The organism is Streptomyces sp. BE303 (assembly GCF_036290945.1).
Classification (GTDB): Bacteria; Actinomycetota; Actinomycetes; order Streptomycetales; family Streptomycetaceae; genus Kitasatospora.
The window spans coordinates 23,393-41,854 of record NZ_JAQYWZ010000708.1 but is presented as its reverse complement, the minus strand read 5'-3'; the positions used below and the strand labels follow the sequence as shown (position 1 = coordinate 41,854).

Below are 18,462 nucleotides of genomic sequence, written 5' to 3'. Positions count from 1 at the left end.
CGGTCAGCTTAGGGGAGTGGCGCCCTTCTCCCCGCCAGGGACCCGGCCCACGCGGCGGACCGTCCGGCCCACCCGTCGACCGGCCCACCGCAACGCCGCCGTCGGCAGGAAGACCGCGTCCGCCGCGATCATCGCCAGCGAGAACACCGGGAGCCCGAGCAGCACCGCGATCCCCACGTGCTCGGCCATCATCACCACCAGCAGCGTGTTCTTGACCCGCCGGCTGACCAGCGTGAACGGGAACGCGACCTGGAGCAGGACCGTCCCGTAGGTGATCAGGAAGACCGGCAGCAGCGCCGACCCGACCAGCCCGGACAGCCCCGGCCACGGCGTGAAGTAGTCCAGGTGGAGCGGGTAGTAGAGCGCGGTGCCGTCCTGCCAGCGCGAGCCCTGCACCTTGTACCAGCCCGCGGTGGCGTAGATCAGCACCACCTCGACGGCGATCACCAGCATCGCGCAGTTGTGCACCATGGTCGCCAGCGCGTCCAGCACCGCGCGCGTCTCGCCGTCCGGCGCCAGCCGCCCGGCCAGCCACCAGAGCCCGGCCACCGCCCAGAGCGCCCAGAACACCGGCCCCCATCCGACGTACGGGAACGTCGCGGTCGTCCAGGCCAGGCTCTCCCCGGAGAAGCCGCCCAGCCCGCAGACCAGCAGGACGACGCCGAGCACCGCCCAGAGCGCCACCCCGGTCCGCCCGGACCCCGCCCGCCGGGCGTCCAGCGACCAGACCTCCGCGCAGCGGGTGAAGACCAGGTAGACCGCCATCAGGTGGACGACGTTGTCGCCCCCGTCGCCGAGGAAGACGTTGCGGTTCTGCAGCGAGAGCACGGTGACCAGGAACAGCACCGTGCTCGCCCTGGTCCGCCAGCCCAGCAGCACCGCCAGCGCGGCCAGCACCGCCAGGTGGTAGACCAGCTCGAACCAGAGCCGCCCGCCGAACCAGGGCAGCACCGTCAGCGCCCCGTTGTCGGCCAGCAGCCGCTCCGCCAGCTCCGGTGACCAGGGCGAGGTGTCGCCGTACAGCAGCCGCCGGTTGGGCCACTCGCGGAGCAGGTACACCATCCAGACCAGCCCGAAGCCGATCCGCACCGTCGCCGCCTGGTACGGCCCGAGCACCCGTCCGGTGAACACCGCGAACGCCCGGGCCGCGAGCCGGACCGGCCCCGGCCGGCGCGCCGCGGGTTCGGCCTCCGGCGGCGAACCGGGCTGGCGGGGGATCCCGTCGAGCAGCCGCTCCCCGACCTCGGCCGGAGGGACCTCGTTCACCCGAGCCCCCGGACGTCCTCGTCGCCCACCGGCCACCAGGGCAGCTCCCGGACCTTCGGCGCGGGCGGCGGCGCCTCGTCGCTCCACTCCGGCGGCGGGACGGTCGTCGTGGTCACCCGCAGTTCGACCTCCAGCACCGGCCGCCCGTCGACGCTCCGGCCGATCCGCTGCAGCACGATCCGCTTCAGGTACTCCTCGGCCAGCCGGCCGCGCGGATTGACGAGCGACTCGTCCTGGGCGTTGTGCGAGCCGTCGTAGAAGTCCCAGGCGCGGCGGAGCATGTTCTGGTCGGCGTGGCTGGGCGCCGGGTTGCCCCGGATCGCCGCGAGGTCCCGGGCGGTCAGCCCGACCCAGTCGTGGGTCCGGACGCCGCCGTCCTCCGCCGCCGTCCGCGCCCGGGCGTCCACGGCGACGTTCTGCTGCAGCGGGTTGGGGGCGAACAGCTTCCAGTTCTGCTCGAACTCCGGGTAGACCAGGCCGTCGACCTGGTCCCGGTACCGCTGGGACAGCGAGTTGGCCGGTGCCACGTGCAGGAAGACCGCGCCGAGGAAGAGCCCGGTGGCGGCGGTCAGCACCACGGCGGCCGTCCCGAGCACGGCCCGCGCGGGCGCCGACCAGGCCCGGTGGACGGGCGGCGGGTCCGTGCTCTCGGCGCTCTCGGCCATGAACTCCCCCGGGGAAGGGCGGGGCCGGCACCGCGCCGGCCCGGTCGCGCGCCCATCCTGCCCTACTCCCCCGAACGGCGGGCCCGTCCGGACCACCGGAATCCGCGGGGGACCCCCGGGTCGCCCGCTACAGGACGAAGGCCTGCTGGCCGCCGCTGCTCACCATCGGACGGCCCGCGCCGTCCCAGGCGTACATGCCGCCGTCGACGTTGACCGCGTCCCGGCCGTTCTGCACGAGGTACTGGACGACCTGCGCGGAGCGCCCGCCGACCCGGCAGAGCACGTACAGCTTCCCGTCCGGAAGCTCATCGATCCGCGCCACGACCTCGCCGATCGGGATGTGCAGCGCACCGTCCACGTGCCCGGCGTCCCACTCGTCCTGCTCACGGACATCCAGCAGGGCGGCGTCGGCGGGGACGCCGGCGGCGTCGATGGTGGGGATCTGCGCGAACATCGTCTGGTTCTCCTGGGCGTCGGGATCGGCTCCGCCATTGTCCCCCACCGTCGCCGGGGCGCCGAGCAGCCGCTCCAGCTCGGCCTGCTGGGCGGCGGCCCTGGCCAGCAGCTGCTCGGCCAGCTCCTCCAGCAGCCGGTCCGGATCCTGCGGGGCGAGCGCCAGCAGCTCTCCCATCGCGGTCCGCTCCAGCCGCACCTGCTCGGCGGCGAGCCCGCCGATCCGGCCGGTGAGCCACTCCAGGCGGAGGCGCAGCCAGCCGAGACGGTCGGGGGAGTCGACGGCCGGAGCCGCCTCGGGGGCGGTGGACCACTCGGCGGCCAGCGTCTCCAGCGCACCGGTGTCACCGAACGCGTACGCCTCGTTGACCCGGATCAGGAAGGCGGCCCGGAGCTCCTGCTCGGCCGGGTCGGTGGTGAGGTCCGGGTGGGCCCGGCGGACCAGCTCCCGGTAGACCCGCTGGGCGTCCCGACCGGGCCGGACCCGGGCCGGTGCGGCCGGCGGCGGCGGGGCGTCCTCCTGTTCCCGCACGGTGTCGAACAGCGCGTCCAGGTCGGGGAGTTCGTCCACCCTCCGGCGTGCCTCGGCGGCCTGCCTGAGGTCCTCCGGAAGACCGGTGCGGGCGGCCAGGGCCTCGGCGACCAGCGCGTCCAGCTCGTCCAGCCGGGCGTACAGCGGGCCGAGCAGCTGGTGGTGGATCAGCGCGAAGTTGTCGATCTCGACCCGCAGGGTCTGCACGTCGACGTCCATGGTCAGCCAGGCGAGTTCGGCGGCGGCGACCCGCTCCTCCAGCTCCTGCTGCTCCGGATCCGTCCAGCGGACGGGGCTCTGCGCGGTCACTTCTCGCCTCTGTCTCGTCCTGGGTGGTTCCGTCCCGTCCTGCGACCCTACCCCCCGCGTGCGGTGCACCGGCGGGGTGGACGGGGAGTGCGGACCGGCGCACGCCACGTGACACGCAACTGATACCGAGGAATCTCCCCGTTTCGCTATCGAGTCCCGGCCCGTCCGTGCTTCGCTGGTATCCGCACAGCATGCCTTCCTCCGGAGAATCGGCCGTCTCCAGGCGTGGCGGCCAGGCGGGAGCAGACCCAATCCATGGTGGACGAGCCCAACTCCACATCGCGTCCGGCGGGTACCGAAACGGGGCCCGGAACCGCACCGGGTGACCAGCCGTCAGGGGTGGTCGCCCTGGTGCGGCTCGCCCTCGTGCTGGTCGACCGGAGCGGCCGGATCACCCAGTGGAGCCGGGCGGCCGAGGAACTGTTCGGACACCGCGCGGAGGTCGTCCACGACCGCCCCGCCACCGGCCTGCTGCCCGCCGCCGAACCGCGCAGCGTCCCCGCTCCGGCCGGGGCCGGGATCCCGCCGGCCCGCCGCCGGGACGCCTTCGACACCCTCGCCGAGCTGACCGCCACCGGGACCGCCTGGGCCGGGCAGCTGCCCGTGGTCGACCGCGAGGGGCGGCTGCGCGACGTGCTCTGGTGGGCCTACCCCGTGGACGGACCCGTCGGCGGACTGCTGGCGCTGGCCGCCGACGCCCGCCCGCTGCGCTCGGCCGGCCCCCGGCTGGCGCTCGGCGAGCGGCTGCTGCCGTTCGCCGCCGCCCCCGCCGCCCGCGGCGGCTTCCACCGGATCTCCGCCGCGCTGACCGCCCCCGGCCGGCCCGTCCCCGCACCCTTCGCCGCGCTGCTGCCCGGTTCGGCCGAGCGCCGCGGGCCGCTGCTGGTCGCGCTGTCCCGGGGCGGCCTGCCGGCCCTGCGGCCCGACCCGACCAGCGTGCTGCCGGTCCGGCCCGCCGACCCGGCGGCCGGCACCGCCCACGCCGCCGCCGGGATCGGTCGGCGCTATCCGACCGCGCAACAGCGGGCCACCCGGCTCGGCCCGCCGCCGCAGCCCGAGCAGCCCGCACCCGGCCGCCGCCCGGCCGGCCCGCTGCCCGGCCAGCGCGAGGCCGCCCCGACCACCGCCGCCCCGACCACCGCCGGCGCCACCGCCGCCTCCCAGACCGGAGCGCCCCAGGCCGGCACCGCCGCGCCCGCCGCACCGGCCACCGTCCCGGCACCGCCGAGAGGAACCACCGCCATCGAGCAGACCGCTGTCGGGTCGTCCGCCGTCGAGTCGTCCGCCCCCGGGCGCCGGCTCCACCCGGGCGAGCCCACCGCACCACCCACCGCACCCGTCCCGGTCCCCGGAGCCGTACCCGTGACCACCCCCGTGGCCCCGACCGGCCGGTTCGGCGCGTTCCTCACCAACGGCCAGGCGGGCGAGCAGCTGGCCCTGCTCAACGAGGTCGGCGGCAAGGTCGGTACCACCCTCGACCTCGGCTTCACCGCCCACGAGCTCTGCCAGGTCCTCGTCCCCCGGGTCGCCGACTTCGCCTGCGTCGACCTGGTCGACGGCCTGATCTCCGACTCCGAGCTGCCGGCCGCCCGCCCCGACGACGACACGATGCTCCGCCGGGTCGCCCTGGCCTGCAACGAGTCCGTCGGCGAGTGGGACCACGTGCTCGCCGAGGGCGCGCTGGTGGCCATGCCCCGCCGCACGCCGCCCGGCATGGCCCTCCAGCTCAACCAGCCGGTCCTGGTCCCGGTGGTCACCCGGGACGTCGCGGTCGACTACGCCGCCGCGCTCGGCGGCCCCAGGCTCGCCTCCGTGGTCTCCGGCCGCTCCATGCTGGTGGTGCCGCTCTCCGCCCGGGGCACCGTGCTCGGCATCCTCAAGCTGCTCCGGCTGCCCGACCGCGACCCCTTCGACGAGGGCGACGCCGCCACCCTCAAGGAGCTGGCCGCCCGGGCCGCGCTCTCGCTGGACAACGCCCGGCTGCACCGGGCCGAGTCGCGGGTCGCCACCACCCTGCAGCGGTCGATGATCCCGACCCGCCCGCCGCAGATCCCCGGCGTCCAGATCGCCCACCGCTACCTGCCCGGCGACTCCCGCGCCGAGGTCGGCGGCGACTGGTTCGACGCGATCCAGCTGCCCGGCAGCCGGGTCGCCCTGGTGGTCGGCGACGTGATGGGCCACGGCCTGCACTCGGCCGCCGCGATGGGCCGCTTCCGCACCGCGATGCAGACCCTGGCCGCCCTCGACCTGCCGCCCGGGCAGCTCCTGCGCCACCTGGACAACCTGGCCCACAAGCTCGGCGACGACCATCTCGCCACCTGCCTGTACGCGGTCTACGACCCCATCAACCGGACCTGCGAGCTGGCCAGCGCCGGCCACGTCCCGCCGGTCCTGGTCCACCCGGACGGCACCGGCGAGCTGCTGGAGATCCCGGCCGGCGCCCCGATCGGCGTCGGCGGCGTGCCGTTCGTCGCCAAGACCATCGACGTCTCGGACGGGTCGATGCTGGTGCTGTGCACCGACGGCCTGGTCGAGGTCCGGGGCGGCGACATAGGGGCCGGGCTGGCCGCGCTCTGCGGCAACCTGATCGACCCCCGGCAGAGCCCCGAGCAGGCGTGCGACGTGGTGCTGGACCGGCTCCACTCGGACGACCGGAAGGACGACGTCGCCCTGTTGGTCGCCCGGTTCGACGGGGTGGCCCCGAGCGAGGTCGCCACCTGGGACCTCACCGTCGACCAGCGCGAGGTCCGCCGGGCCCGCGCCCTGGTCCGCGAGCAGCTGGCCGGCTGGCACCTGGGGGCGCTCAGCGACACCACCGAACTCCTGGTCAGCGAGCTGGTGACCAACGCCGTCCGGGTGGCCCGGGACCGCGTCCAGCTCCAGCTGATCCGGGTGGACAAGCTGCTGGTCGAGGTCAGCGACGACAACCACAACCTGCCCTCGCTGGAGCCCGCCGAACAGCTCGGCGAGACCGGCCGCGGACTGACCCTGGTCACCAAGCTCGCCGAACGCTGGGGCACCGCCCGCAAGGCGGTCGGCAAGGTCGTCTGGTTCGAGCTGCCCCTGCCCCCGCCGCCGCACTAGCGTCGCCCGGACCGCTCGGCGCAGTGCCCCCCGGTCGCGGGCACCGTGCCCGTCCGTCCGCCGGCTCGTGCCCGTCCGGACCCGGTGCCCGGGTCCGGGCTACGGCACGGCCCGGACCGGCGCCCGGCGCCTGGCCTCGTTGGCGACCTCGATCGAGGCCGCCGCGGCCACCACGGCCGCCGCCCCGACCCCGGCCAGCACCCGCGGCCAGAAGTCCCCGAACACCTCCACCGAGACGGCGATCAGCAGCGCCGCTATCACCGCGACCACGTGCTCCAGACCGGCCAGGTTCGGCAGCACGACCGCCTCCCCGACCATCAGCGCCACCACCAGACCGGCGGTGAACCAGGCCCGGCTGCGGAAGGCGATGCAGATCGCCAGCGCCACCACGGCCGCCGACGGACCGGTGTCCCGCACGTGCGCGACCCACTTCGGGAAGCCGAAGACGTGCTCCGGTCCGATCGCCACCCCGACCCGGGCGAACAGCGTCCCGGCCAGGGTGCAGGTGTAGGCCACCACCAGGGTCAGCCGCCGGCCGAGCACGATCTCGGCGATGCCGAAGACGAGGAAGACCTGGGCCAGCGCCCCCCAGACCGGCAGGTCCAGGGCCGGCACGTACAGCGACAGCGGAGTGCGCAGCAGCGAGACCTCCAGCGGCAGCGCGGCCTTCACCACCCCGATCTGGGTGACGAACCGCTCCCCGCCCGGCAGGTGCTGGACGATGCTGAACAGCAGGATCAGGCAGGTCGCCGCGGTGGCCAGCGGGACGGCTGCGAACTTCTTCCGCACCACCCCTTCCCGGACGATCCCGAACAGCGTTCCCCACTCGGCGACAGCGGCCTCTCTGGCAATTGCCACCGGCCCCTTTCGCACGCCCCCCGCGTGGGCCCTCTGATTCACTACCGTCTCCATATCCCCGAAGCCGGGAACGTTTCCCCGGCTACCCCCACATTAGAAGCCGGTTAAGGAATCCACATCGGCATCAATGTGGACCGAGGTCATCCTCAGGGGGGAGGGCTCACCCCGAAATCCCCCCATCCGGACGTCCGGCTCCCTCCGCCCCCCGGCGGAGGGACTACCCCTTCCCGTCCTTCGCCGCCACCGGCACCCGGGGCTCCACGACGGCGGTTCCCGTGTGTCGACGACGGAACAGGGCGGGCAGACTCGGCGCGGTGATGAAGCCCTCGGCCCGGGCACTGGCGATGCCGATCCGCGGAATCTCGCTGCTCTTCTCGAACAGCAGATAACGCGGCTCCCAGATCGGCCGGTACTTGGCGTTCGCGCGGTACAGGGATTCGATCTGCCACCAGCGCGAGAAGAAGCCCAGAACGGAGCGCCAGAGCCGCAGCACCGGACCGGCGCCGAGCTTCGAACCGCGCTCGAAAACGGAACGGAACATCGCGAAGTTCAGCGAGACCCGGGCCAGATTCACCTCGCCCGCGCGCTGCAGGAGTTCGATCACCATGAACTCCATCAGGCCGTTCTCGGTGTCCCGGGCCCGCCGCATCAGGTCCAGCGAGAGCCCGTCCGCGCCCCACGGCACGAAGCTCAGCAGCGCCTTCAGCTCACCGTCGCCGTCGTGGCACTCCAGCATCACGCAGCGGCCGTCGCCCGGGTCGCCCAGCCGGCCCAGCGCCATCGAGAAACCGCGCTCGGTCGCGCCGTCCCGCCACTGGTCGGCCTTGGCGACCAGCTCGGCCATCTCCGACTCGGGGATCTCCTCGTGCCGGCGGATCCGCACCGTGTACCCGGCCCGCTTGACCCGGTTGTAGGCCTGCCGCACCACCCGCATCGCCCGGCCGTCGAGCGAGAACTCGTCCAGCTCGACGATCGCCTCGTCGCCCAGCTCCAGCGCGTCGAGGCCGTGCCGGGCGTAGATCACGCCGGCCTCCTCGGAGGCGCCCATCACGGCGGGCGCCCAGGCGTGCTCACGGGCCTCGGACAGCCAGGCGTCGATCGCCCCCGGCCAGGCCTCGGGGTCGCCGATCGGGTCGCCGGAGGCCAGCGAGACACCACCGATCACCCGGTAGGTGACCGCCGCCTTGCCGCTCGGCGAGAACACCACGGCCTTGTCCCGGCGGAGTGCGAAGTAGCCCAGCGAGTCCCGGTCGCCCTGCCGGTCCAGCAGCCCGCGCAGGCGCTCCTCGTCCTCGGCGGTCAGCAGCTCCTTGTTGCGGGGGCTGCGGAAGGCGACGTAGAGCACCAGCAGGAAGAGCAGCGCGCCCATCGCGTTGATGACCGCGTTCACCCAGGTCGGGGCGTCGATCACGGAACGCAGGTGCTCGGACGGCGTGACGGTGACCATCCGGCCGACCGAGTAGCGGAACGTGTCCCAGAAGCCGGCGCCGTCGAGGTCGTTGGTCAGGGCGACCAGCGCGGCCCCGACCACCCCGCCGAAGCCCAGGCCGGCCACGAAGGTGGCCGCCGCCGTCTTCGGGTTGGAGCGGTCCCCCTTGGAGGTGAACTCCTTCCGGCCGATCACCAGGGCCAGCACGAACAGGCAGGTCAGCACGGTGGAGACGTAGTTCAGCGGGTGCTCGTTGAAGCCCTCGCCGGGCAGCGACATGGCAGCCAGGTAGAGCAGGGCGAACACGCCGGCGAGCGCGATGTTGAAGATCCACGCAGCCCGCTTGCGCCGCCGCATCGCGATCGCGAGGAAGGCCGACAGCACCGCACTGCTCAGGCCCGCCGTCATCAGGTACGGGGTGAAGTACTCGCCCTCGTTGTGCGTCTCGACCTGGTCCCGGAACGGCACCAGCAGCACGGTGACCAGGTTCAGCAGGGCGAGCAGCCGCAGGTACCAGACGGTCGCCGCGGCGGCCCGAGGGCGCCAGCGCTCCAGGAGGCCGGGCGGGGACCCGGCGGAGGACGTGGACGGCTCCGGCTTCAGAGTGGACGACACAGCTCAATTCCAAACGATCAGATGGTGGGGCGCATCCGCACACGGCCCGAGGTCGGGCACTCCGTACAGGCCCGACGACCCGACCGACCGCTCGCCTCGGCCGGCAGACCGATGGAGCGGCAGCCAACTCCATGGTTCCCCACCCCGGGAGAGAATCGCGTGAACCAGGTAGGCGATTCACACCCCCGCCGAACGGCGGGGGTTCACGACCGGCCGAACCGCGGTCCCGGCCGCTCAGGCCCTACCCTCGAATCCAGTCATGCGGACCGGCCCGGCCCCGTCCGCCGAACCGAGGAGGGACCCATCACCACCACCCGCGTGCTGATCGTGGACGACGAGATCCTGGTGAGGTCCGGACTCGGGCTGATCGTCGGGTCCGCCGCCGACCTGGAGGTGGTCGGCGACTGCTCCGGCGGACAGGCCGAGGAGTACGTCCGCCGGCTGCGCCCGCACGTGGTGCTGCTCGACATCCGGATGCCCGACATGGACGGCATCTCGGTGCTCCGCCGGGTGCGCGCGCTGCCCGACCCGCCGGCCGTGGCGATGCTCACCACCTTCGACACCGACGAGTACATCGGCACCGCGCTGCGGGCCGGCGCGTCCGGCTTCCTGCTCAAGGACACCGCCCCGGAGCAGCTGGTGCACGCCGTCCGGGTGCTCGCGGCCGGTGGCAACATCCTCTCCCCGACCGTGACCCGGACGGTGATCGGCGGCTACGTCGACGGCGGCGGCCCGGACGCCGAGGCGGCGACCCTGGCCCGCACCCTGACCGGCCGCGAGCTGGACGTGCTGGCGCTCCTCGGCGAGGGCCTGTCCAACGCCGAGATCGCCGACCGGCTCTTCCTCGGTACCGGCACCGTGAAGGACCACATCAGCGCGATCCTCGGCAAGCTCAGCGCCGCCAACCGGGTCCAGGCCGCCGTCATCGCCCACCGGGCCGGGCTGGTGCGGCCCAGGCCGAGCGACGGGGCATGAGCGACCTCTCCCCCGGCAGACGGCTCCCGGCGGGGTTCACCGCCCCCTGGCTGATGCTCCTGCTGCCGGCGCTCTACTCCCTGGTCGACGCCGCCCTGGTGGCCCGGGGCGCCCCGCTCTGGCAGACCCTGCTCTCCGTGCTGGCCGCCGTCGCGCTGCTCTGGCGGCGGCGCTTCCCGGTCACCGTCCTGCTGCTGGTCATGCCCGGCAGCTACCTCGACGACATCTGGCTCGCCCCGATCACCGCCGTCTACACGGTGGCGGCCGAGCGCCCCAGCCCCCGGGTGGTGGTGCCCTGCGCCACCCTGTTCGCCCTGGTCGAGTTCTTCCACTGGCCGGTCTACGAGCAGACCTTCGCCCTCAGCCGGGACACCGCGCTGTACGCGATCCAGTCCGTGATGCTGGCGGCCGGTCCGGCCGCCACCGGCCTGCTCTCCCGGACCAGGCGCGAGCTCGCGGCCCGGCTGGACGAGCTGACCCGGGGCCAGGCGCGGGAGAGCCGGCTGCTCGCCGAGCGGGTGCTGAGCGACGAGCGCGGCCGGCTGGCCCGGGAGATGCACGACGTCGTCTCGCACCAGGTCAGCCTGATCAGCATCCAGGCCGGCGCGCTCCAGGTCTCGACCCCCGACCCGGCCGCGGTGACCACGGCCCGCACCATCCGGGAGCTCTCCGTCCGGACCCTGGAGGAACTGCGCCAGATGGTCGGGGTGCTGCGGGCCGGCGGCCCGCGGATGGACACCCCGCTGGCTCCGCAGCCCCGCCTGGCCGACCTCCCCCGGCTGATCGAGGAGAGCGGGCTCGCCGCCGACGCCGAGCTGACCCCCGGCGACCGCCCCTGGCCCGAGGCGGTCGAGCGGGCCGCCTACCGCACCGTCCAGGAGGCGCTCACCAACATCACCAAGTACGCCCCGGAGGCCGCGGTGCACGTACGGGTCAAGGCCCGGGGCCGCAGGCTGCGGGTGGAGGTCCGCAACGAGGCCCCGCCGGTCCCGCCCGTCCAGACGCTGCCGGGCGGCGGCCACGGCCTGGTCGGCCTGCGCGAGCGCGCCCAGCTGCTCGGCGGATCGCTCGCCGCCGGACCCACCGCGGACGGCGGTTTCGAGGTCCGGGCCGAGCTCCCGGCCAGCCGGAACTGACCCCCGGAACTGGCCCCGGGACGCCCCCCGGGACGCGCCTCGGAACGGGCCGCCTCCGGCTCCCTCCGGAGGCGGGGGCGCCCGGAGAACGAGAAAACCCCGCAGGTCCGAAGACCTGCGGGGTTTCACTGTGCGCGAGGGGGGAGTTGAACCCCCACGCCCTTTCGGGCACTGGAACCTGAATCCAGCGCGTCTGCCTATTCCGCCACCCGCGCATGGGTGTCTGTCGTGGTTGCCAGCCGATCAGCCGAGCTGCTCGGTACCATGTGGCCCTTGCGTCTCTTCGATCCGGCCCCCTTGCGGGTGCCCCTTCCGACGTGGAAAACAGTAGCACGACCAGCGGGTCACCTCCGAATCCGTTCCCCGCAGAGGCCGGGCGCATCCGAACGGATGCCCGGCGAACAGGCGGACGAGGGATGGCGGGCCCGTCGAACGGGTAGCCCTGGCATGCTGCCGCCCGAATGCGTCACCCTGTGTGTCCGAGCCCACCCCCGGGCACCACGTGGTCCGGGAACCGTACGGATGGCCCCGGCGTGGATACGATCAGTACGGAAGTACCGCAAGTAGGCGCGACCGGCTCCCCGGAATCCGGTCGGCAGGCAGGCGAACGAACCCTGGAAGGGGGTGCCCCATGGGAGTGCTGAAGAAGTTCGAGCAGCGACTCGAGGGTCTCGTCAACGGCACCTTCGCCAAGGTGTTCAAGTCCGAGGTCCAGCCCGTGGAGATCGCCGGAGCGCTGCAGCGCGAGTGCGACAACAACGCGAGCATCTGGAACCGCGAGCGCACCGTCGTGCCCAACGACTTCATCGTCGAGCTGAGCCCGCACGACTTCGAGCGGCTGAGCCCCTACTCCGGGCAGCTGGGCACCGAGCTGTCCGGCATGGTCCGCGAGTACGCCGAGGCCCAGCGGTACAGCTTCATGGGCCCGCTCCAGGTGAACCTGGAGAAGGCCGACGACCTCGACACCGGCCTGTACCGGGTGCGCAGCCGCACCCTGGCGGCCGAGGAGTCCCCGCCCCCGCCGCAACAGCAGCAGCAGGCGCCCGCGCAGCCCACCCAGCCCGGCTACGGGCGGCCGCCGGCCGCCCCGGCTCCCGGCGCACCGTGGCAGCAGCAGCAGGGCACCGCCCCGTACAGCCCGCCCCCGCCGCCCGCCGCTCCCCCCGCCGCGCCCCCCGGTGCCCCCGGCGGCGGCAACGTCCGCCCGTTCCCGGGCGCCGGCCACGGCACGTCGGTGCGCCGCTGGATCGAGGTGAACGGCGCCCGGCACCAGATCACCGGGAACGCGTGCGTGCTCGGCCGCTCGACCGAGGCCGACGTGCGCATCGACGACCCCGGAGTCTCCCGCAAGCACGCCGAGATCCGGCCCGGTACCCCCTCGATGGTGCTCGACCTGGGTTCCACCAACGGCATCGTGGTGGACGGACAGCACACCCAGCGCGCTACGCTCCGCGACGGCTCTCGAATCGTCGTGGGCTCCACCACCATCGTCTACCGACAGGTCGAAGGGTAGTGTCCGATTTGTTCGCGCGCTTCGCTCACTCACGGGCGGGCCGGCCATGTCAGAACTGACCCTCACGGTCATGCGGCTCGGCTTCCTCGCCGTCCTGTGGCTGTTCGTCATCGTGGCGGTCCAGGTGATCCGCAGCGACCTGTTCGGGACGAGGGTGAACCCCCGTGCGTCCCGCCGGGGCGCCGCCGCGGCCGCCGCCGGCACCGCGACCCCGGCGCCGGGACGCGGGGCGCAGGCCCAGCCCTCCGGCGGTCCGCAGACCCAGGGCGGCGGGCGCCGACGCGGCGCACCCACCCAGCTCGTCGTGGTCCAGGGCTCGCTGGCCGGGACCACCGTCGCGCTCCAGGGCCAGACCATCACCCTGGGCCGGGCCCATGACTCCACCATCGTGCTGGACGACGACTACGCGTCCTCCCGGCATGCCAGGATCTATCCCGACCAGACTGGGCAGTGGACGGTCGAGGATCTAGGCTCCACCAACGGCACCTATCTGGACCGTCAGCGCCTGACCGCGCCGACCCCGCTCCAGCCGGGCATGCCGATCCGTATCGGCAGGACCGTCATCGAACTGCGGAAGTAGTAGCGCATGAGGGACAGCATCCCGTCCATGACCCAGAGGGGGGCACAGGTCGCATGACCCTGGTGCTGCGCTTCGCCGCCGGCTCCCACAAGGGACTGATCCGGGAGGGGAACGAGGACTCCGGCTATGCCGGCCCGCGGCTGCTGGCCGTGGCCGACGGCATGGGCGGTGCGGCGGCCGGTGAGGTCGCGTCCTCCGAAGTGCTCGGCTCGATCGTCCGGCTGGACGAGGACGTGCCGGGCGCCGATCTGCTGACCCTCCTCGGCGATGCGGTCCAGGGCGCCAACGACCGGCTTCGCCAGATGGTCGAGGAGGACCCGCAGCTCGAAGGCATGGGCTGCACCCTCACCGCGATGCTCTGGACCGGCCAGCGGATGGGCCTCGTCCACGTCGGCGACTCCCGCGCCTACCTGCTGCGCGACGGCGCACTGGTGCAGATCACCCAGGACCACACCTGGGTGCAGCGGCTGGTCGACGAGGGCCGGATCACCCCGGAGGAGGCCGAGACCCACCCGCAGCGCTCACTGCTGATGCGGGCGCTGGACGGCCGCGGCCAGGTCGAGCCGGACCTCTCGATCCGCGAGGTCCGGGCCGGCGACCGCTACCTGATCTGCTCCGACGGCCTCTCCGGCCCGGTCAGCCACCAGACCCTCCAGGACACCCTCGGCAGCTACTACTCGCCCGAGCAGACCGTGCAGGAGCTGATCCAGCTCGCCCTGCGCGGCGGCGGTCCGGACAACATCACCTGCATCGTCGCGGACGTCCTCGACGTCGGCGCCACGGACACCCTGAGCGGCCAGTTCAGCGACGTCCCCGTGGTGGTCGGCGCGGTCGCCGAGACCCCGCCGTCCTCGGCCGCCGCCGACCGGTCGATCCGCGACACCCCGGCCGGCCGTGCCGCCGGGCTCGGCCGCGGCCCGCAGGGCGCGTTCGGCCCGGCCGCGGGCTACGACCCCGGCCACCCGGGCGACGGCCAGGGCGGCTTCGGCCCGGCCGAGGGCTACCCCGAGGGGTACCCGGAGGGCTACGCCGGCGAACCCGCGGCGTACGGCGCCGAGGACTTCGACGAGGAGCCCCGCCCGAAGCGGAAGAACCGGGCGCTGGCGTTCTCGCTGGTCGGCCTGGTCACGCTGGGCCTGCTCGGCGCGGGCGGCTTCTTCGGCTACCAGTGGACCCAGAGCCAGTACTACGTCGGCGCCGACGGCGACCACGTCGCGGTCTACCAGGGCGTCCACCAGAGCCTGGCCGGACTGAACCTCTCCTCGGTGCACACCCCGTACAAGGACATCGAGCTCAAGTTCCTGCCGCAGGACCAGCGCACCCACGTCGCCAACACCATCTCGGCGAGCAGCCTCGGCGACGCCGGCGACAAGGTGAAGAAGCTGGGCGAGCAGGCCGCGCTCTGCCGCAAGGTCGCCGACGCCCGGACCGCCGCGGCCAACACCGTCCCCGGGACGGTACCCGCGCTCCCCGGGACCGCCCCGACCGTCCCCGCCTCGGCGGCCGGCGGACCCGCCGGGACGACGCTGCAGGCCGGGTTCGTGACCGCCACCGCGCCGCCCAGCCCGTCCACCACCCGGGCCCCGGCGGCGGGCGTGCCCTCGCCCACCCCGACCCAGAGCTCTCCGGCCCCCGCCACGCCGTCCGCGGCCGCGCCCAGCCAGAGCGCCGCCGCACCGGCCGCACCGCAGAACGACCTGCCCGGCCTGAGCGACGAGGAGCGGCAGCGGGCCGACTCCTGCCCGAAGCCGTGACGGCCGCGACCCGACATAGGCCCGCCCCGCGCGGGCCCGCCGGCCGGCAGGGAGCGGCCACCACGTGAGCGAGCAGACCACCGAGAGGCGTTCCCGGGCGAACGCCCCCGCCGGTCCCCGGGTGTCCCCCGGGCCCGGGGCCGGGGGAGAGGCGGGAGCATGAGCACCTTCGACCTGAGCAACGACGCGAACAACCGGTCCGACGGACGCCGGGCCGGCGGTGTCCCCGCCGACCGCGCGTCCTCGCGGCGCCGCGGCAACACCACCATCTCGCCGCAGGGCACGCCGAACCGCCGCAACACCGAGCTGGCCCTGCTGGCCTTCGCGGTGCTGCTGCCGGTCCTGGCCTACGCCAACGTGGGCCTGGCGATGGACGACGCGCTGCCCACCGGCATGCTCGGCTACGGCCTCGGCATGGGGGCCCTCGCGCTGATCGCGCACCTGCTGATGCGGAAGTTCGCCCCCTACGCGGACCCGCTGATGCTGCCCATCGCCACCCTGCTCAACGGGCTCGGCGTGGTGATGATCTGGCGGCTCGACAAGGCCGGACCGCTGCTGCACAAGAACTTCGCGGCGGCCCCCAACCAGCTGATGTGGTCGGGGCTCGGGGTCGCGTTCTTCATCGTGGTGATGGTCTTCCTGAAGGACCACCGGGTCCTCCAGCGCTACACCTACATCTCGATGGTGGTGGCCCTGGTGCTGCTCGCCGCGCCGGCCTTCTTCCCGGCGCGCCAGGAGGACTTCGGGGCCAAGATCTGGATCCGGATGGGCGCCTTCTCGATCCAGCCCGGTGAGTTCGCCAAGATCATCCTGACCGTCTTCTTCGCCGGCTACCTGATGGTCAAGCGGGACGCCCTGGCCCTGGCCAGCCGCCGCTTCATGGGCCTCTACCTGCCGCGCGGCCGCGACCTCGGTCCGATCATCGTGATCTGGCTCCTCAGCCTGCTGATCCTGATCTTCGAGAACGACCTCGGCTCGTCCTTCCTGTACTTCGGCCTCTTCGTGGTGATGCTCTACGTCGCCACCGAGCGGACCAGCTGGATCATCTTCGGCCTCCTGATGTCGGTCAGCGGCGCGGTCCTGGTGGCCTCCACCACCAGCCACGTGAAGACCCGCATCGACGCCTGGCTCGACCCGATGGCCGCCTTCTCGCCGAACCACCCGCCCGGCGCCACCGAGCAGATCGGCCAGTCGCTGATGGCGCTCGGCTCCGGCGGGGTGACCGGCTCCGGCCTCGGGCAGGGGCGGTCCTGGCTGATCGACTTCGCCGCCAAGAGCGACTTCATCCTCGGCTCCTTCGGCGAGGAGCTGGGCCTCACCGGCATGATGGCGATCTTCATGCTCTACGCCCTACTGATCCAGCGCGGCCTGCGCACCGCCGTCGCCACCCGCGACCCGTTCGGCAAGCTCTTCGCCGTCGGCCTCTCCTCGGCCATGGCGCTCCAGGTCTTCGTGGTGGCCGGCGGCGTCACCGGGCTGATCCCGCTGACCGGTATGACCATGCCGTTCCTCGCCCAGGGCGGGTCCTCGGTGGTCGCCAACTGGGCCCTGGTCGCGATCCTGCTGAAGATCAGCGACAGCGCCCGCCGCCCGGGCGTGGAACCCGCTCCCGCCAGCGAGCTCCAGGGGGGAGCAGCCTCGTGAACAAGCCGATCCGCCGGGTCTCGATCTTCTGTCTCGTCCTGATCCTGGCCCTCATGGTGCGCACCAACTGGGTGCAGGGCGTCCAGGCCGACGCCTGGGCCACCAACAAGAACAACAAGCGCCAGGTCTACGACCGGTACGCCCACCCGCGCGGCAACATCATCGTCGACGGCCAGCCGGTCACCCAGTCCGCCTTCGTCAACGGCCTGCGCTACAAGTACAAGCGGTCCTGGGTCGACGGCCCGATGTACGCGCCGGTCACCGGCTACTCCTCGCAGGCCTTCGGGGCCAGCCAGCTGGAGCAGCTGGAGGACGGCGTGCTCTCCGGCAACGACGACCGGCTCTTCTTCCGCAACACCCTGGACATGCTGACCGGGGAACCGAAGAAGGGCGGTGACGTCGTCACCACCATCAACGCCAAGGCCCAGAAGGCCGCCTTCGAGGGGCTCGGCAACAAGAAGGGCGCGGTCGTCGCGCTCGACCCGCGCACGGGCGCGATCCTGGCCCTGGTCTCCACGCCGTCGTACGACCCCGGTGTCTTCGCCGGCAACGAGTCCGCCGACTCCAAGGCGTGGACGGACCTCAACGCCGACCCGAACAAGCCGATGCTCAACCGGGCGCTGCGCGAGACCTACCCGCCGGGCTCGACCTTCAAGCTGGTCACCGCGGCGGCGGCGTTCGAGAACGGCCTCTACCAGAACATCGACGACGCCACCAAGACGCCGAACCCGTACGTCCTGCCCGGCACCAAGACCGAGCTGAAGAACGAGTCCGACAAGGAGCAGTGCGAGAACGCCACGCTCAAGTCCGGCATGGACCAGTCCTGCAACACGGTCTACGGCAAGATCGGCGCGGACCTGGGCAAGGACAAGATGCGGGCGCAGGCCGAGAAGTTCGGCTTCAACAGCACCGTGGACACCCCCGTCCGGTCCGAGAAGAGCGTCTTCCCGACCGACTCCACCCCGGACGGCACCGCGCTCGACTCCATCGGCCAGCACGACACCCGGGCCACGCCCCTGCAGATCGCCATGGTGACGGCGGCGATCGCCAACAACGGCTCGCTGATGCAGCCCTACCTGGTCGACCAGGAGCGCTCGGCCTCGCTGACCACCATCTCCAAGCACACCGAGAAGCAGTTCTCGCAGCCGATCAGCCCGGCCACCGCGCAGAAGCTGCAGGAGATGATGGTCTCGGTGGTCGAGAACGGCACCGGCAGGAACGCCCGGATCCCCGACCTGACGGTCGGCGGCAAGACCGGCACCGCCCAGCACGGCGAGGACAACGCGGGTCTGCCGTTCGCCTGGTTCACCTCCTACGCCAAGGCGGCCGACGGCCGCTCGGTCGCGGTCGCGGTGGTGGTCGAGGACGGCTCCAACAACCGTGACGGCATCAGCGGCGGCCGGCTGGCCGCGCCGATCGCCAAGTCGGTGATGCAGGCGACGCTCGGGAAGTAGCTGGCCAGTCCGGCCGGTCGTGCCCGGCCGACCGGGTCCGCGGGGCCCGCCGGATCCACCGCTTCCGCCCGTTCCGGGAGGCCCCCGGGGCGGGCGCGGACGGCTTCCGCGGGTGAGTGAAATGTCACGATCGGCACCCCTGTCCGGGTACCGGTCTGATATCGGCCTGCGGTCGACTCGGGTCCGGCGCGGTGC

The 18,462-nt window shown here is 73.2% G+C and carries 13 protein-coding genes and 1 tRNA gene; 8 read left to right on the top strand and 6 right to left on the bottom strand.

Annotated elements, in window-relative coordinates; translation table 11 throughout:
• Positions 1-3: 3 nt before the first annotated feature.
• The 3 genes from PUR56_RS17660 to PUR56_RS17650 all read right to left on the bottom strand — a co-directional run bounded on the left by PUR56_RS17660 (position 4) and on the right by PUR56_RS17650 (position 3,225).
• Entirely contained in the window at positions 4-1,266 is a 1,263-nt protein-coding gene (locus PUR56_RS17660) for an HTTM domain-containing protein (protein ID WP_329949621.1), read from the bottom strand.
• Positions 1,263-1,931, bottom strand: a complete 669-nt coding sequence (locus PUR56_RS17655) for a DUF5819 family protein (protein WP_329949620.1) — start codon at positions 1,929-1,931, stop codon at positions 1,263-1,265. The genes PUR56_RS17660 and PUR56_RS17655 overlap by 4 nt, the downstream gene beginning before the upstream one ends.
• A 127-nt stretch (positions 1,932-2,058) precedes the next feature.
• Positions 2,059-3,225 carry a rhodanese-like domain-containing protein gene (locus tag PUR56_RS17650; RefSeq protein WP_329949619.1) on the bottom strand — a complete coding sequence of 389 codons (1,167 nt, stop codon included), beginning with the start codon at positions 3,223-3,225 and terminating at the stop codon, positions 2,059-2,061.
• A gap of 339 nt (positions 3,226-3,564) precedes the next feature.
• Here PUR56_RS17650 and PUR56_RS17645 point away from each other — a divergent pair, with 339 nt between their 5' ends.
• Positions 3,565-6,309: an ATP-binding SpoIIE family protein phosphatase gene (locus tag PUR56_RS17645; RefSeq protein ID WP_329949618.1), complete on the top strand. Its 2,745-nt coding sequence runs from the start codon at positions 3,565-3,567 to the stop codon at positions 6,307-6,309.
• 99 nt (positions 6,310-6,408) lie between these two features.
• Here the strand turns inward: PUR56_RS17645 and PUR56_RS17640 are convergent, their stop codons facing one another.
• Together PUR56_RS17640 and PUR56_RS17635 are read right to left on the bottom strand one after the other, a co-directional pair.
• The gene (locus PUR56_RS17640) at positions 6,409-7,167 is read right to left on the bottom strand and encodes a hypothetical protein (protein WP_329949617.1); all 759 of its coding nucleotides are present in this window, start codon (positions 7,165-7,167) and stop codon (positions 6,409-6,411) included.
• A gap of 217 nt (positions 7,168-7,384) precedes the next feature.
• A complete protein-coding gene (locus tag PUR56_RS17635; protein ID WP_443034523.1) occupies positions 7,385-9,211 on the bottom strand; it encodes a phosphatidylglycerol lysyltransferase domain-containing protein in 1,827 nt (608 codons plus the stop codon).
• Between the two features lie 321 nt (positions 9,212-9,532).
• Here PUR56_RS17635 and PUR56_RS17630 point away from each other — a divergent pair, with 321 nt between their 5' ends.
• Together PUR56_RS17630 and PUR56_RS17625 are read left to right on the top strand one after the other, a co-directional pair.
• A complete protein-coding gene (locus tag PUR56_RS17630) occupies positions 9,533-10,186 on the top strand; it encodes a response regulator transcription factor (RefSeq protein ID WP_329884998.1) in 654 nt (217 codons plus the stop codon).
• On the top strand, positions 10,183-11,322 hold the full coding sequence (locus PUR56_RS17625) for a sensor histidine kinase (RefSeq protein ID WP_329949616.1): 1,140 nt from the start codon (positions 10,183-10,185) through the stop codon (positions 11,320-11,322). The genes PUR56_RS17630 and PUR56_RS17625 overlap by 4 nt, the downstream gene beginning before the upstream one ends.
• A 131-nt stretch (positions 11,323-11,453) precedes the next feature.
• On the opposite strand, the gene PUR56_RS17620 is transcribed toward PUR56_RS17625, so the two are convergent.
• Positions 11,454-11,537 (bottom strand) — tRNA-Leu (locus PUR56_RS17620).
• A 416-nt stretch (positions 11,538-11,953) separates the two neighbouring features.
• Between PUR56_RS17620 and PUR56_RS17615 the strand changes: the two genes are divergently transcribed.
• From PUR56_RS17615 to PUR56_RS17595, 5 genes are all read left to right on the top strand, one after another.
• A complete protein-coding gene (locus PUR56_RS17615) occupies positions 11,954-12,835 on the top strand; it encodes a DUF3662 and FHA domain-containing protein (protein WP_329949615.1) in 882 nt (293 codons plus the stop codon).
• A gap of 46 nt (positions 12,836-12,881) precedes the next feature.
• Entirely contained in the window at positions 12,882-13,415 is a 534-nt protein-coding gene (locus PUR56_RS17610) for an FHA domain-containing protein FhaB/FipA (protein WP_329949614.1), read from the top strand.
• Between the two features lie 53 nt (positions 13,416-13,468).
• Positions 13,469-15,169, top strand: a complete 1,701-nt coding sequence (locus PUR56_RS17605) for a PP2C family protein-serine/threonine phosphatase (RefSeq protein WP_329949613.1) — start codon at positions 13,469-13,471, stop codon at positions 15,167-15,169.
• Between the two features lie 159 nt (positions 15,170-15,328).
• Positions 15,329-16,813, top strand: a complete 1,485-nt coding sequence (locus PUR56_RS17600; RefSeq protein ID WP_329884785.1) for an FtsW/RodA/SpoVE family cell cycle protein — start codon at positions 15,329-15,331, stop codon at positions 16,811-16,813.
• The gene (locus tag PUR56_RS17595; protein WP_329949612.1) at positions 16,810-18,267 is read left to right on the top strand and encodes a peptidoglycan D,D-transpeptidase FtsI family protein; all 1,458 of its coding nucleotides are present in this window, start codon (positions 16,810-16,812) and stop codon (positions 18,265-18,267) included. The genes PUR56_RS17600 and PUR56_RS17595 overlap by 4 nt, the downstream gene beginning before the upstream one ends.
• Positions 18,268-18,462: the final 195 nt, after the last annotated feature.

Coding starts and splice junctions, on each gene's coding strand:
- PUR56_RS17655 (WP_329949620.1), bottom strand. CDS start 1,931: ATGGCCGAGAGCGCCGAGAGCACGGACCCGCCGCCCGTCCACCGGGCC.
- PUR56_RS17625 (WP_329949616.1), top strand. CDS start 10,183: ATGAGCGACCTCTCCCCCGGCAGACGGCTCCCGGCGGGGTTCACCGCC.
- PUR56_RS17615 (WP_329949615.1), top strand. CDS start 11,954: ATGGGAGTGCTGAAGAAGTTCGAGCAGCGACTCGAGGGTCTCGTCAAC.
- PUR56_RS17610 (WP_329949614.1), top strand. CDS start 12,882: ATGTCAGAACTGACCCTCACGGTCATGCGGCTCGGCTTCCTCGCCGTC.
- PUR56_RS17605 (WP_329949613.1), top strand. CDS start 13,469: ATGACCCTGGTGCTGCGCTTCGCCGCCGGCTCCCACAAGGGACTGATC.
- PUR56_RS17600 (WP_329884785.1), top strand. CDS start 15,329: ATGAGCACCTTCGACCTGAGCAACGACGCGAACAACCGGTCCGACGGA.